7 protein-coding genes and 1 rRNA gene are annotated in these 14688 nt (G+C 72.4%); 6 read left to right on the forward strand and 2 right to left on the reverse strand.

The features are described 5' to 3' along the window. Together rrf and ACIGG8_RS20485 are read left to right on the forward strand one after the other, a co-directional pair. Window positions 1–83: ribosomal RNA gene (gene rrf, locus ACIGG8_RS20480) — 5S ribosomal RNA — on the forward strand; the annotation flags it as partial. Between the two features lie 61 nt (window positions 84–144). Next, window positions 145–990 carry a phosphatase PAP2 family protein gene (locus ACIGG8_RS20485; RefSeq protein ID WP_396549618.1) on the forward strand — a complete coding sequence of 282 codons (846 nt, stop codon included), beginning with the start codon at window positions 145–147 and terminating at the stop codon, window positions 988–990. Between the two features lie 84 nt (window positions 991–1074). Here ACIGG8_RS20485 and ACIGG8_RS20490 read toward each other — a convergent pair whose 3' ends face one another. Together ACIGG8_RS20490 and ACIGG8_RS20495 are read right to left on the reverse strand one after the other, a co-directional pair. Continuing rightward, a complete protein-coding gene (locus ACIGG8_RS20490; protein WP_396549619.1) occupies window positions 1075–1638 on the reverse strand; it encodes an acetate uptake transporter in 564 nt (187 codons plus the stop codon). Window positions 1639–1978: 340 nt separating this feature from the next. Beyond that, complete coding sequence (locus ACIGG8_RS20495; protein ID WP_396549621.1) at window positions 1979–4540, reverse strand: SpoIIE family protein phosphatase; 2562 nt, start codon at window positions 4538–4540, stop codon at window positions 1979–1981. A 414-nt stretch (window positions 4541–4954) separates the two neighbouring features. On the opposite strand from ACIGG8_RS20495, the gene ACIGG8_RS20500 reads away from it, so the two are divergent. From ACIGG8_RS20500 to ACIGG8_RS20515, 4 genes are all read left to right on the forward strand, one after another. Beyond that, the gene (locus ACIGG8_RS20500; protein WP_396549623.1) at window positions 4955–9634 is read left to right on the forward strand and encodes a HAMP domain-containing protein; all 4680 of its coding nucleotides are present in this window, start codon (window positions 4955–4957) and stop codon (window positions 9632–9634) included. A 344-nt stretch (window positions 9635–9978) separates the two neighbouring features. Next, window positions 9979–10617 carry a response regulator gene (locus ACIGG8_RS20505; protein ID WP_350523416.1) on the forward strand — a complete coding sequence of 213 codons (639 nt, stop codon included), beginning with the start codon at window positions 9979–9981 and terminating at the stop codon, window positions 10615–10617. A gap of 147 nt (window positions 10618–10764) precedes the next feature. After that, on the forward strand, window positions 10765–13446 hold the full coding sequence (locus ACIGG8_RS20510) for a DNA translocase FtsK (protein WP_396549625.1): 2682 nt from the start codon (window positions 10765–10767) through the stop codon (window positions 13444–13446). Window positions 13447–13786: 340 nt separating this feature from the next. Further along, on the forward strand, window positions 13787–14650 hold the full coding sequence (locus ACIGG8_RS20515; protein ID WP_350523403.1) for a RodZ domain-containing protein: 864 nt from the start codon (window positions 13787–13789) through the stop codon (window positions 14648–14650). Window positions 14651–14688: the final 38 nt, after the last annotated feature.

The following is a 14688-nucleotide window of genomic DNA, read 5'->3' on the forward strand; positions in this document are numbered from 1 at the left end:
ACATTCCGAACCCGGAAGCTAAGCCTCACAGCGCCGATGGTACTGCAGGGGGGACCCTGTGGGAGAGTAGGACGCCGCCGAACAATCATTCCAAAAAGCCCCCCTCCCATCCGGGAAGGGGGCTTTTTGCGTTACCCTCTGCCAATGCAGAACCTGACCCTGACCTGGCAGTCCGCCGGGGGCGCCGCCGCCGGCCTCTACGCTGGCGCGTACGTCGCGTCGAGGGTCCGGAAACCGTCGCTGTCGGCGCTGCTGCGGGAGGCCGGCACGCTGCTGGCGCTGTTCGCGCTGTGGCAGCTGGTCGGGCACCTGTCGGTGATGAGCGCGGACCACGCGTTGGACCGGGCGAGCTGGATCCACCACGCCGAGCAGGTGGTCGGGTTGCCCGACGAGGCCTCCTGGCAGGCGGCGATCACGCCGTACCCGGTGCTGGTGCGGCTGGCGAACTACTACTACGCGGTGATGCACTTCGCGGCGATGCTCGGCGTGCTGCTCTGGGTGTTCGTGCGGCACCGCGAGCGGTACGCGTGGGTGCGGAACACGGTGGTGATCACGACCGCGGTCTGCCTGCTGGTGCAGTTCATCCCGGTGGCACCGCCCCGGATGCTGCCCGAGAGCGGCTTCGTCGACGTGGCCGCGCTGTACGGGCAGTCGGTGTACGGGGGTGCGGTCGGCGGTGTCGTGGTGGCCGACCAGTTGTCGGCGATGCCCTCGGTGCACGTGGCCTGGTGCGTGCTGGCCGCGGTCGCGGTGATCCGGGTGTCGAGCAGTTCGCTGCGGTGGGTCATGGTGCTGCACCCGGTGCTGACGGTCGCGGTGGTGGTCGTGACGGCCAACCACTTCTGGGCGGACGGGATCGTCGCCGTCGTGATCCTCCTCTTCGCGTACGCCGTGCTGGCGTTGGCGGCACGCCGACGGGGTCGGGTCTCCGCCGGAACGGAGGCCCGACCCCGTCGCTCCGCCGAGGGGCGGTTGGAGCAGGTCCGTTGAGCCGTCTCGGGCTCCCCTGACCGGGCAACCGGCCGGAAGCCCGGTCAGGGGCCCGGTCGGTTGCCCGAAGGATCGCCCGGCAGGTCACTTGACCGGCAGGGCGATCTTCCCCCAGGAGCCGTTGCTCAGGGCGGAGGTGGCCCAGTACCAGGCGGCGAGCCCGGAGAGGGCCGCGACCCAGCCGGCGAGCTTGCCCAGGCCGCTGTAGCCGCCGAAGGTGGCGATGGCGGAGAGCAGCAGGGAGAGCGTCAGCAGGCCGTAGACGGCACGGCTGAGCTGCCCACCGCCCCAGCCGGCCGCGGTGAGGGTGAGTGCGAGCAGGGCCCACAGCAGCAGGAACAGACCGGCGGCGTTCTTGCCCGCCCCGCCGGCCGCCGACCAGGTCGCCCAGAAGGCGCCGAGGCTGGTGAACGCGGTGCCGGTGAAGCCCTCGCCCCCGCGGAGCTGCCAGAGGCCCGCGATGAAGAGGGTGACGCCGCCGAGCAGGTGGGCGAGGTGGGCCGCGTCCCCGGCGCCGGCGCCGTGCAGGATGCCGGTGGAGAGCAGACCGTAGGCGAGAAGTGTCAGGCCGAGGGCGAGGTAGCCGAGGTTACCCGCGTCGGCTCCGGTGGAACGGGCGTTCGTTGCCCCGGTAGCGTCGTTGCTCACCGGAGGCTCCTTTCACTCTGGGCGCGCGCAGGGCGCAGTGACGCTGTGGTGTGGTTTCGACGAGTGGATGCGCGCGACCGCGCCGAGGGCGCACGGCTCTGGGCGTGCGCGGGCTGCGGTCAGAATGATGGGCCAGCGGAGAGCCCGCTGGTCACGTCCCCTCCGGGTGGATTCCCCGGTGAGATCGGTCTACCCGGCGGCAGGCGCTTGTACCCTTGTGAAGATAACAATTTGTGACTGCGTCAGTTACTGCGTCACTTACCGCGCCAGCTACCGCTTCAGGCCCTGCGCGAGTTGCAGCGTCGGATACCGCGTGAATTGCAGCGCCGGCCGGGGAGGCTCACGGCTGGCGCTGGTTGGGTACCCGCAGGGTCAGGATCGCCATGTCGTCGGACGGCGGCTCGGGGGCGAACCGCTCGACCGCGCGCTGGACGCGGGCGGCCACGGCGCCGGCGGTCAGGCCGGTGCAGCCGGTGAGCACCTCGGCGAGACCGTCGTCGCCCAGCATCCGCCGCCCCTCGCGGCGTTCGGTGACACCGTCGGTGACGCACAGCAGGACCTCGCCGGGAGCGAGTACCAGGGTCTCGGCGGTCAGGTCGAGGTCGTCCATGACACCGAGCAGCGGCTGCGGGGTGGCGGCGCGGTCGACCCGGCCGTCGGTGCGCAGCCGCAGCGGCAGCGGGTGGCCGGCGCAGACCAGGGACAGCTCGGTGCTGCCGTCCGGACGGGGCGTCAGCTCGCCGTAGAGCAGGGTCAGGAAGCGGCTGCGCGAACCCTCGTCCAGGATGGCCGCGTTGAGGCGGCGGAGTACCTGCGGGGCGTCCAGGCCCTCGCGGGCGAGCAGCCGCAGCGAGTGCCGCGCCAGGCCGGTGACCGAGGCGGCCTCGGGGCCGGTGCCGCAGACATCGCCGATGGCGAAGCCGTAGGTGCCCTCGCGGATGGTGAACAGGTCGTAGAAGTCCCCGCCGACCTCGTTGCCCTCGCCGGCGGCCTGGTAGTACACGTCCACCTCGACGCCCGGGATCTCGGGCAGGTCCGGCGGCAGCAGGCTGCGCTGCAGGGCCTGGCTGGTGGCGGTGCGCTCGGAGTAGAGGCGGGAGTTGTCGAGGGCGAGCGCGGCGCGGCGGGAGAGGTCCTCGGCGAGTTCGAGGATCTCCTGGCGGAACCGGACGCCGGTCGGGACGCCGAGCGCCAGCAGGCCGATGACGCGGTTGCGGGCGGTCAGTGCGATGACGACGGTCTCGCCGAGCAGGCCGGCGAGTTCCGGGCTGTCGGCCAGGCCGCCGACCGCGGCGGTCTCGGCGGGCGCCGTCCAGAACCGGACGCCGTGGGTGGGGCCGGCCTCGGGGACGGGGGCCTTGTCGAGGAGGTCGCGCAGGGGGTCGATGCGATCCTCGTCCTCGTGCAGGACGAAGGCGAGCCGGGCCGGGGAGGTGTGGTCGGCGGTGGTGTAGACGGCGCACCAGGAGGCGAGGGTGGGGACGGCCATCTGGGCCATCAGCGCCAGGGTCTGCTCGTGTTCGAGCGTGCCGGCCAGCAGGTCGGAGGCTTCGACCAGGAAGGAGAGCGAGCCGCGGCGCAGCCGTTCGAGCTCGGTCAGCCGGGTGCTCTCGACGGCCAGGGCGACCCGGTCGGCGGCGAACTGGAGGCGCATCGCGTCCTCGTTGTCGTAGCGGCCGGGCGCGGTGGCGGCGATGCCGAGCGAGCCGATCAGGCGGCCCTCGACCTTGAGCGGGACGGTGAGCAGGGAGCGCATGCCGCTGTCGGAGAGCAGGGGCAGGCCGGTGGGACGGGCGGTGAGGTCCTCGTGGACGGAGGGCAGTCGGGCGGAGTCGTAGCGGTTGCCGGTCTCGACGGGGAAGCGGGCGTGCCGCCGGTGTCCGGTGGTGAGGCCGGTGGCGGCGCGGACCTCGAACTCCGTCTCGTCCTCGGTGGTCAGCAGCAGGTACGCGGCGTCGCCGTCGAGCAGGTCGCGGGCGCGTTCGACGGTGCGCTGCAGCAGGGTGTCGAGGTCGTCGGTGGCGACCGGGCCGGCCAGCAGGTCGAGCCGGGGGCCGGTCTGGTCGGGGCGCTCGCCGGGCAGGGCGCGGGCGGGGGAGCGCAGGACGGCGCGGTCGGGTTCGAGGACGAGCAGACAGAGGGTGGAGGGGACGCCCTCGGTGTCCCGCACGCGCACCTGGACGCCGTACACCTCGACCTCGTGGCCGTCCTGGCGGCGGATCCCGTAGCCGCCCTCCCAACGGGCCAGCCGCAGCGTGTCGGTCAGGCCCAGGCCGCGGTCCGGGGCTTGCGGCCAGACGGCGAGGTCGGCCCAGGGGCGGCCGAGGACGGCGCCGGCGGGGTAGCGGAAGAGGGCCTCGGCGTCCGGGTTCCAGGCCAGGACGCGGCCGTCCTCGTCGATCTGGACGACGGCGACGTGCACCGGGCCGGCGCTGCTCGGCAGGTCGCTGCCGGGCGTGGCGGGCACGGCGTAGCGGGTGCCGAGCACGTGTGCCGGCAGCTGGAGGCGGAACCAGACGGTCTTCCGGCCGGCCGCGTACTCGACGCCCCACCGTTCGGCGAGGGCGGAGCACATCAGCAGGCCGCGGCCGCCCTCACCGTCGGGGTCGGCGTAGCGGTCGGAGGCGGTGACGGGTCCGTCGCCGAGGGAGGGCAGGCCGCGTTCCGGGTGGTGGTCGGTGACCTCGATCCGGACGGTCGCCTCCTCGCGCAGGCAGCAGACCTCGGCGGCGGTGCCGGCGTGCACGACGGCGTTCGTGACCAGCTCGCTGACCAGCACGACGGCGTCGTCGACGACCTCCGGCAGGCCCCAGCCGAGCAGCGCGTCCCGGACGAACCCCCGGGCGGCGGCCGCGGACCGGCCGTCGGGGTCGAAGGTGGCGGCTGCGCGCGCGGTGACCACGTTGCCACTTCTCCTCTGCTGCTCTTGCCCTGGCTGTCCGGGGTGCGGCGCCGACTTTCCCCGTGCGCGCCGTCGGGGTGAGCGGCGGCGCTGGGTCGGGTCGTGGCCCGGTGCAGCGCTCCACCCTACTTTCCGCTTGGTTCCCCGTGGGGGCGGGGAGCCGAAACAGGCACCAGAGGGTGATTCTGCCCACCTGTTTCGGACGGTGCGGCACCAACCGTGCGCAACCGGCCGTGCACCGGGTGCCGGTGCTGCCAGACTGGGGGGTCCGCGATGACCGGTACGAGCAGTACGGTCGTGTGGGTGCCGGTGCGCCGTGGGCCGCCGGTACGCAGCCCAGCCGGGCCGGTGCCCGGGCGCGTGCCGCACCGGCACGGGCGGTCACCGGACAGTTCACGATGTGGGAGGGGCCCGTTGAGTTCGGCCACCAAGGACGCAACCGGTACGACGCCGCCCGCCCAGCGCGGCGGCCGCTCCGGGACCGCGCCGCGGAACGCGGCCGGCCGGCGAGCGAGCCACAACCGCGGCGCGGAGCCCGCCGAGTTGCGCAAGCTGCTGTCCGCGCTGACCGCGATGCGGGACGGCAACTTCCGCCGCCGGTTGACGATTCCGGGCGACGGGCCGCTGGCAGAGATCGCCGCGGTGTTCAACGAGGTCGCCGAGCGCAACCAGCACCTGACCGGTGAACTGGCTCGGGTCCGCCGGGCGGTGGGCCGCGAGGGCCGGCTGAACGAGCGGCTGGAGACCGGTGCGGGCGAGGGCGCCTGGATGGCGGCCGTCGACAACTGCAACGCGCTGATCGACGACCTGGCCCGCCCGATGGCCGAGGTCGGCCGGGTGCTGACCTCGATCGCCGAGGGCGACCTGGACCAGAAGATGGAGCTGCGCTCGCTGCACAGCAACGGGGTGAGCCACCCGCTGCGCGGCGAGTACCTGAAGATCGGGCGGACCGTCAACGGGCTGGTGGACCAGCTCTCGGAGTTCACCGACGAGGTGACCCGGGTGGCCCGCGAGGTGGGCACCGAGGGCAAGCTCGGCGGCCAGGCCAAGGTCCGTAGCGTGTCGGGCAGTTGGAAGGACCTGGCGGACTCGGTCAACACCATGGCCGGCCGGCTGACCGCGCAGGTGCGCAACATCGCCCAGGTGACGACCGCGGTCGCCAAGGGCGACCTGTCCCGCAAGGTCACCGTCGAGGTGGCCGGCGAGATGCTGGAGCTGAAGAACACCGTCAACACCATGGTGGACCAGCTGAACGGCTTCGCCGCGCAGGTCACCGCGGTGGCCCGGGACGTCGGGACGGAGGGGCGGCTGGGCGGTCAGGCCCAGGTGCCGGGCGTGGCCGGGGTCTGGCGGGACCTCACCGACTCGGTGAACTTCATGGCCGACAACCTGACCGGCCAGGTCCGCAACATCGCCCAGGTGACGACGGCGGTGGCGCGGGGCGACCTCTCGCAGAAGATCGAGGTGGACGCGCGCGGCGAGATGCTGGAGCTGAAGAACACCATCAACACGATGGTGGACCAGCTGGGCGCCTTCGCCGAGCAGGTGACCCGGGTGGCCCGTCAGGTGGGCACCGAGGGCCGGCTGGGCGGTCAGGCGCAGGTGCCCTGGGCGGCCGGGGTGTGGCGGGACCTCACGGACAACGTCAACTTCATGGCGAACAACCTCACGGACCAGGTCCGCAACATCGCCCAGGTGACCACCGCGGTCGCCAAGGGCGACCTGTCGCAGAAGATCCAGGTGGACGCGCGCGGGGAGATCCTGGAGCTGAAGAACACCATCAACACGATGGTGGACCAGCTGGGCGCCTTCGCGGACGAGGTGACCCGGGTCGCCCGGGACGTCGGCACCGAGGGCATCCTCGGCGGGCAGGCCAGCGTGCCCGGCGTGGCCGGCATCTGGAAGGACCTGACCAACTCCGTCAACCTGATGGCCAACAACCTGACCAGCCAGGTCCGCAACATCGCCGAGGTGACCACGGCGGTGGCGCGCGGCGACGTGTCGAAGAAGATCACCGTCGACGCCCGGGGCGAGATCCTGGAGCTGGTGACCACCGTCAACACCATGGTCGACCAGCTGTCGGCGTTCGCCGACGAGGTGACCCGGGTGGCCCGCGAGGTGGGCACCGAGGGGATCCTGGGCGGCCAGGCGCGGGTGCGCGGGGTGTCGGGCATCTGGAAGGACCTGACCGACAACGTCAACTTCATGGCGTCCAACCTGACCGGTCAGGTGCGCAACATCGCCGAGGTCGCCGGTGCGGTGGCCCGCGGGGACCTCTCCAAGAAGATCTCCATCGACGCGCAGGGCGAGGTGGCGGCGCTCGCCGCGACCCTCAACACCATGGTCGACCAGCTCTCCTCCTTCGCGGTGGAGGTGACCCGGGTGGCCCGCGAGGTGGGCACCGACGGCACCCTGGGCGGCCAGGCCAGCGTGCCGGGGGTGGCCGGCATCTGGAAGGACCTGACCGACAACGTCAACCTGATGGCCAACAACCTCACCGGCCAGGTGCGGAACATCGCGCTGGTGATCACCGCGGTCGCCCGCGGCGACCTCTCGCAGAAGATCGACGTCGACGCGCGCGGCGAGATCCTCCAGCTCAAGACCAGCATCAACACCATGGTCGACCAGCTCTCCGCGTTCGCCGACGAGGTCACCCGGGTCGCCCGCGAGGTGGGCACCGACGGGCGGCTCGGCGGCCAGGCCCGGGTGCCGGGGGTCGACGGCACCTGGCAGGACCTGACCGAGTCGGTGAACGAACTGGCCAACAACCTGACCCGGCAGGTGCGCGCGATCGCCCAGGTCGCCACGGCCGTGACCAGGGGCGACCTGAGCCTGCGGATCGACGTGGACGCGGCGGGCGAGCTCGACGAGCTCAAGGACAACATCAACCAGATGATCGCCAACCTGCGCGAGACCACCCGCACCAACCAGGAGCAGGACTGGCTGAAGACCAACCTGGCCCGGATCTCCGGCCTGCTCCAGGGCCGCCGGGACCTGGAGGCGGTCGCCTCGCTGATCATGACCGAGCTGACCCCGGTGGTCTCCGCCCAGCACGGCGCCTTCTTCCTCGCTCAGCCGGCCGGCCGCACCGCCGAGCTGATCACCGAGGACGACGACGAGAACGACACCGTGCTGCGCCTGATCGGGAGCTACGGCTACCAGCGGCGGGCGATGCCGACCACCTTCCGCCCCGGCGAGTCGCTGATCGGTCAGGCCGCGGTGGAGAAGCGGGCGATCATCCTCAAGGAGGCGCCCCCCGGGTACCTCAAGATCGCCTCCGGCCTCGGCGAGGCCTCCCCGGCCCACATCGTGGTGCTGCCGGTGCTGTTCGAGGGCCGGCTGCTCGGGGTGATCGAGCTGGCCACCTTCAGCTCCTTCACCACCGTCGCGCTGGACTTCCTGAACCAGATCGCCGACCTGATCGGCGTCACGGTCAACACCATCAGCGTCAACACCAAGACCGAGGGCCTGCTGCTGGAGTCCCAGCGACTCACCGCCGAACTGTCCATGCGGTCGGCGGAGTTGGAGGCGCGCCAGGAGGAGCTGGAGCGCACCAACGAGGAGTTGCAGGAGAAGGCCGAGCAACTCGCCCAGCAGAACCGCGACATCGAGATCAAGAACAGCGAGATCGAGGAGGCCCGCCAGGTCCTGGAGGAGCGCGCCGAACAGCTCGCCCTGGCCTCCCGGTACAAGAGCGAGTTCCTCGCCAACATGTCGCACGAGTTGCGCACCCCGCTCAACTCGCTGCTGATCCTGGCCAAGCTGCTCTCCGACAACAACGAGGGCAACCTCTCGCCCAAGCAGGTCGAGTTCGCCGACACCATCCACGGCGCCGGCTCCGACCTGCTCCAGCTGATCAACGACATCCTCGACCTGTCCAAGGTCGAGGCCGGCAAGATGGACGTCCGCCCGGCCCGGATCGCCCTGGTCCAGCTGGTCGACTACGTGGAGGCGACCTTCCAGCCGGTCGCGCTGGACAAGAACCTGGACTTCGCCGTCCGGGTCTCGCCCGCCCTGCCCGTCACCCTGCACACCGACGAGCAGCGGCTCCAGCAGGTGCTGCGCAACCTGATCTCCAACGCGGTCAAGTTCACCGACGCCGGCGCGGTGGACTTCGAGATCAGCCTGGCCGGTCCGGGCGTCCCGCCGCACGTGCGCGAGCGGCTGCTGGAGTCCGGCTCGATCCAGGACCCGGACGACGCCCTGATCGCCTTCGCCGTCTCCGACACCGGCATCGGCATTCCCGGCAACAAGCTGCGGGAGATCTTCGAGGCCTTCAAGCAGGCCGACGGCACCACCAGCCGAAAGTACGGCGGCACCGGCCTGGGCCTGTCGATCAGCCGGGAGATCGCCCGGCTGCTCGGCGGCGAGATCCACGCCGAGAGCGAGCTGGGCGCGGGCTCCACGTTCACGCTCTACCTGCCGCTGCGCACCGAGGCCCCGGAGACCACCGGGGAGCCGCGCCCGGGCGAGCGCCAGTCCGCGGCGGGTGCCCAGGCGCCGCGCGCCTCGGTCGGCGTCACCCCGGTGGGCCTGCCGGTGCCGGTCGGCGAGAACCCCGCCGACCACTGGGCCCAGGAAGTCCGCGAGCTGGCCGAGGAACGCCGCCGCGGCGCCGTGGAGCGCCGGCGCAGCGCCGCCCTGGAGAGCGCCGCCGGGCCGCGGGCGGTGGAGCCCGTGCCGCTCCGGCCGGTCAACGGCGACCGGCGCTTCGACGGCCAGCAGGTGCTGATCGTGGACGACGACGTGCGCAACGTGTTCGCCCTGACCAGCGTGCTGGAGCAGCACGGCCTGACCGTCCTGTACGCCGAGAACGGGCGCGAGGGCATCGAGATGCTGGAGCAGCACGAGAACGTGGCGCTGGTCCTGATGGACATCATGATGCCGGAGATGGACGGCTACGCGACCACCGAGGCGATCCGGCGGATGCCCCAGTTCGCCGGCCTGCCGATCATCGCGCTGACCGCCAAGGCGATGAAGGGCGACCGGGAGAAGTCCCTGGAGGCGGGCGCCACCGACCACATCACCAAGCCGGTGGAGACCGACCACCTGCTGACGGTGATGAGCGAGTGGCTGAGCGGCGACCGCGGCTGAGCGGGTGGTGGGTGCTCCCGGCCGTGCGGGGGCACCCCGGCGGGTGCGCAGGGGCCGGGGGCGGCGTGAACGCCGTCGCGGGCCCCGGGGTTCACGCCTCCCGGGCGGCCGGTTTGCTGGCGGACCGGCCCGGGAACCCGGTAGGGTCACCGATCGTTGCGAACAGTGACCGGATGACGACGCCCTGCTGAGCGTGCGCCGGGGCACTGGCTGTGCGCCGCTCCGGATCGGTCACGACGGGGCGATGTGCCGGGCGAGGGGGTGCGGCTAGCATGACCGGGGTAGCGGTGGGCAGTACGCGGGTGCCTGCACCGGGCGGCAGGCAGGCGACAGGAGGGCGAGCCCTGATGCAGAAGGCGAAGATCCTCCTGGTCGACGACCGACCGGAGAACCTGCTGGCGCTGGAGGCGATCCTCTCGGCCCTGGACCAGACGCTGGTGCGCGCCGCGTCCGGTGAGGAGGCGCTCAAGGCGCTGCTCACCGACGACTTCGCGGTGATCCTGCTGGACGTCCAGATGCCCGGGATGGACGGCTTCGAGACCGCCGCCCACATCAAGCGCCGCGAGCGCACCCGGGACATCCCGATCATCTTCCTGACCGCGATCAACCACGGCCCGCACCACACCTTCCGTGGCTACGCGGCCGGCGCGGTGGACTACATCTCCAAGCCCTTCGATCCGTGGGTGCTGCGCGCCAAGGTCTCCGTCTTCGTCGACCTGTACGTGAAGAACTGCCAGTTGAAGGAGCAGGCCGCGCTGCTGCGGCTGCAGCTGGAGGCGGGCGGCGGCGAGCCGGTCCTCGGCGGGGCGCTGCTGGGCGAGCTGTCCGCGCGGCTGGCGGCGGTCGAGGAGCAGGCGGAGGCGCTCGGCAAGCAGTTGGACGGGGGCGAGGACGCGGGCGTCGCGGCGACCGCCGCGCACCTGGAGCGCAAACTGGTGGCGCTGCGCCGGGCGCTCGACGCGATGCGCCCCGGAAGCTCCTGATCCGCTGCCCCGCGTTCACCCGTCAGGGTGGTCCCGTGCGGCGTCCGGGTGAATCCCGGTCAGCGTGACGGTGTGTCTGCGACACGTCGGGGCGGCCCGGCTCGGGCACATGTGCACCGGTGGTCCACCCCGGTAGGCTGCTGACCCATGGCCACTCGCACGCCCGGAAACGCAGCACGTAAGACGAGTCCGGGACCGTCCAAGAAGGCCGCGGCGAAAGCCCCGGGCAAGCCGCCCGCGAAGAAGGCGGCGGCGAAGAAGGCGGCTCCCGCGAAGAAGGCCGCGGCCAAGTCGGCCCCACCGCCGGCACCGCCGTCCAGGTCGGTGCTGATGGGCGCCCTCAACGCGATCGCCAGCCCGATCGCCGCGATCTTCCGCGGCTTCGGCGACGGTGCCAAGAACCTCGACCCGGCCCACCGCAAGGACGGCGTCGGCCTGCTGCTGTTCGCGCTCGCGCTGGTGACCGGCGCCGGCACCTGGTTCAGCCCGCAGGGCTGGCTGGGCGAGGCGGCCACCGCCGTGGTGTCCGGGCTGTTCGGCCGGCTCGACGTGCTGGTGCCGTTCCTGCTGGCCGCGATCGCGATCCGGCTCTGGCGCCACCCGGAGCTGCCGGAGGCCAACGGCCGGATCATGATCGGGCTGAGCACGCTGCTGGTCGGCGTCCTCGGTCTGGTCCACATCGGCTGCGGCGCGCCCATGATGGGCAGCGGCGCCTCCCGGATAAGGGGGGCCGGCGGCATCATCGGCTGGGCCGCGTCCACCCCGATGATGGCCGCCGCGGGGCCCGCGCTCGCCGTGCCGCTGCTCCTGCTGCTGGCCTTCTTCGGCCTGCTGGTGGTCACCGCCACGCCCGTCAACCGGATCGGTGAGCGGGTGCGGTGGATGGGCATGCGGCTCGGCGTGGTCGAGCCCGGGCCGGAGGACCAGGTGCGCAGGGGGCGTGCGCCGGGGCGTGAGCTGTCCACCGAGCCGCCGGAGGACGCCGACCCCGACGCGCTGCCGTTCACCGTGGACAGCGGCGCTGACGACCCGACGGACGAGGTCGCCGCCCGCCGGCGCCGCCGCCGGCGCAGGCAGGCCGACCCGGACGACCCGGCGGAGGCCGTGCGGGTCTCCCTCGACAAGGAGCCGCTGGACCCGTACACCACCCGCAACCTCGCCGCCGGCGCGGCCGCCGACCTGGACGGCGCACTGGTCTACGGCGTGCCCGCCTCCTCCGCGGTGGCGGACATGATGCACCAGGTGCAGGACCGCACCGCACCGCCCGAGGAGCCCGCCGTCCCGGCCGCCCGCAGCGGCGGCCCGGGCGCCCCCGAGGAGCACGGCGCGGCCCCGGTGCGGATGGAGCAGCTCCAGCTCGGCGAGGGCGTCGGCTACGCGCTGCCCTCCCTCGACCTGCTGGAGCGCGGCGGCCCCGCGAAGGCCCGCAGCGCGCTCAACGACGAGGTGGTCGCCCAGCTCACCGGCACCTTCAGCGAGTTCAAGGTGGACGCCCGGGTCACCGGCTTCACCCGCGGCCCGACGGTCACCCGCTACGAGGTCGAGCTCGGCCCGGCCGTCAAGGTGGAGCGGATCACCGCCCTCGCCAAGAACATCGCGTACGCGGTGGCCAGCCCGGACGTGCGGATCATCAGCCCGATCCCGGGCAAGTCCGCGGTCGGCATCGAGATCCCCAACCGGGACCGCGAGATGGTCAACCTCGGCGACCTGCTGCGCTCGCGCACGGCCGCCGAGGACTCGCACCCGATGGTCGTCGGCATGGGCAAGGACGTCGAGGGCCACACCGTGATGGCCAACCTCGCCAAGATGCCGCACATCCTGGTGGCCGGCGCGACCGGTGCGGGCAAGTCGTCCTGCATCAACTGCCTGATCACCTCGATCCTCGCGCGGGCCACCCCCGACGAGGTGCGGATGGTGCTGGTCGACCCCAAGCGGGTCGAGCTGACGGCGTACGAGGGCATCCCGCACCTGATCACGCCGATCATCACCAACCCCAAGAAGGCCGCCGAGGCCCTCCAGTGGGTGGTCCGCGAGATGGACATGCGCTACGACGACCTCGCGGCGTACGGCTTCCGGCACGTGGACGACTTCAACGCGGCGGTGCGGGCGGGCAAGGTCACCCCGCCGCTGGGCAGCGAGCGGGAGCTCCGGCCGTACCCGTACCTGCTGGTGATCGTCGACGAGCTGGCGGACCTGATGATGGTCGCTCCGCGCGACGTCGAGGACTCCGTCGTCCGGATCACCCAGCTGGCCCGCGCGGCCGGCATCCACCTGGTGCTCGCCACCCAGCGGCCCTCGGTGGACGTGGTCACCGGCCTGATCAAGGCCAACGTGCCGTCCCGGCTGGCCTTCGCGACCTCCGCGATGGCCGACTCCCGGGTCATCCTGGACCAGCCCGGCGCGGAGAAGCTGATCGGCAAGGGCGACGCGCTCTTCCTGCCGATGGGCGCGAGCAAGCCGATCCGCATGCAGGGCGCGTTCGTCACCGAGGCGGAGATCGCCAAGGTGGTGCAGCACTGCAAGGACCAGCTGTCCGCCGTCTACCGGGACGACGTGACGGTCGGCGGCGGGCCGAAGAAGGAGATCGACGAGGAGATCGGCGACGACCTGGACCTGCTGATCCAGGCGGCCGAGCTGGTGGTCTCCACCCAGTTCGGCTCGACCTCGATGCTCCAGCGCAAGCTCCGGGTCGGCTTCGCCAAGGCGGGCCGGCTGATGGACCTGATGGAGTCGCGCGGGATCGTCGGCCCCAGCGAGGGCTCCAAAGCCCGCGACGTCCTGGTGAAGCCGGACGAGCTGGACGGGGTGCTGGTGACCCTGCGGGGCTGACGGGCCGTGCCGTCCGGCGCCCCGCGCGCCGGACGGGTGCGCGGCCGGGGCGGCCCGGGGCTGTCCGGGGAGCCTGAGTCCCCGTGCCCCGGACGGGGTGTCACTCGTTCGGAGGAGGGTAGGCGCGCTGCGGGGAACCGAACGCCCGCACACCGCGTCACAGGCCGGAAAGCGAACCCCGGGGAGCCCGCGTGCGGCTCCGTTGACGACCGGTCAACGGGCTGCCGGACCCCGGCCGGGGCGGGTGCACGCATTCGGTCCCGTTCCGCTTGAGAAACGATCCGCCCACGCCCCTAGACTGTTCCCCAGCAGGTGGCCATCCGCTCGAAAGGCGTGCCCCGTGACCATCGGCAAGTCCTCCGACCACGAGAACGCCCCGTCGTCCGTCGAACCGACCGACGACGCGGCGCAGGCGGCCGATGCCCCGAGCATCGGCCGGGTGCTGTCCGCCGCCCGGATCGACGCGGGCCTCACGGTGGACCAGGTGAGTACCGCCACCCGCATCCGGGTGCCGATCGTCCATGCCGTCGAGGAGGACGACTTCGGCCGCTGCGGGGGTGACTTCTACGCCCGCGGGCACATCCGCTTGATCGCCCGCGCCGTCGGCGTGGACGGCGACGGGCTGGTGGCGCGCTACGACGCCGCGCACGGCGGCCCGCCCGCCGCCAAGCGCCCGGCGGGCCAGCTGATCGACAGCGGCCCGATCAAGGTGCCCAGCCGCGGCCGGCCGAACTGGGCGGCCGCCATGGTCGCCGCGATCGTCGCGGTGGTCGCCCTGATCGGGTTCAACCTGGTCAGCGGCAAGGACGGGCACGGCACCACCGGCTCCGCCAGCGCGCCGCTGCCCAGCGGCTCCGGCACCGGATCGGTCGCCCCCGTCGCGACGCCCACCGTCCAGCCGCCGGCGCCCGCGCCGAGCGCCGCCGCGATCGCCGCCGTCCCGGCCGACAAGGTCACCGTGAAGCTGGTCGCCGAGGGCACCAGCTGGGTCTCGGCGATGGACGGCAGCGGCAAGTCGCTGTTCCAGAACAACATCAACGACGGCCAGGACCAGACCTTCACCGACCCCAAGCAGATCAAGCTGGTGCTGGGGAACGGCGGAGCCGTGCACGCGTACGTCAACGGCAAGGACCTCGGTCTCCTCGGCAAGGACGGGCAGGTGGTGCACGTCACGTACACCCCCGGAGACCCGCAGGCGGGCTGACCACAGGGGTCGGCGAGGGCCGTCACGACCGGCCGAAT

Source organism: Kitasatospora sp. NPDC085464 (assembly GCF_044541955.1).
Classification (GTDB): Bacteria; Actinomycetota; Actinomycetes; order Streptomycetales; family Streptomycetaceae; genus Kitasatospora.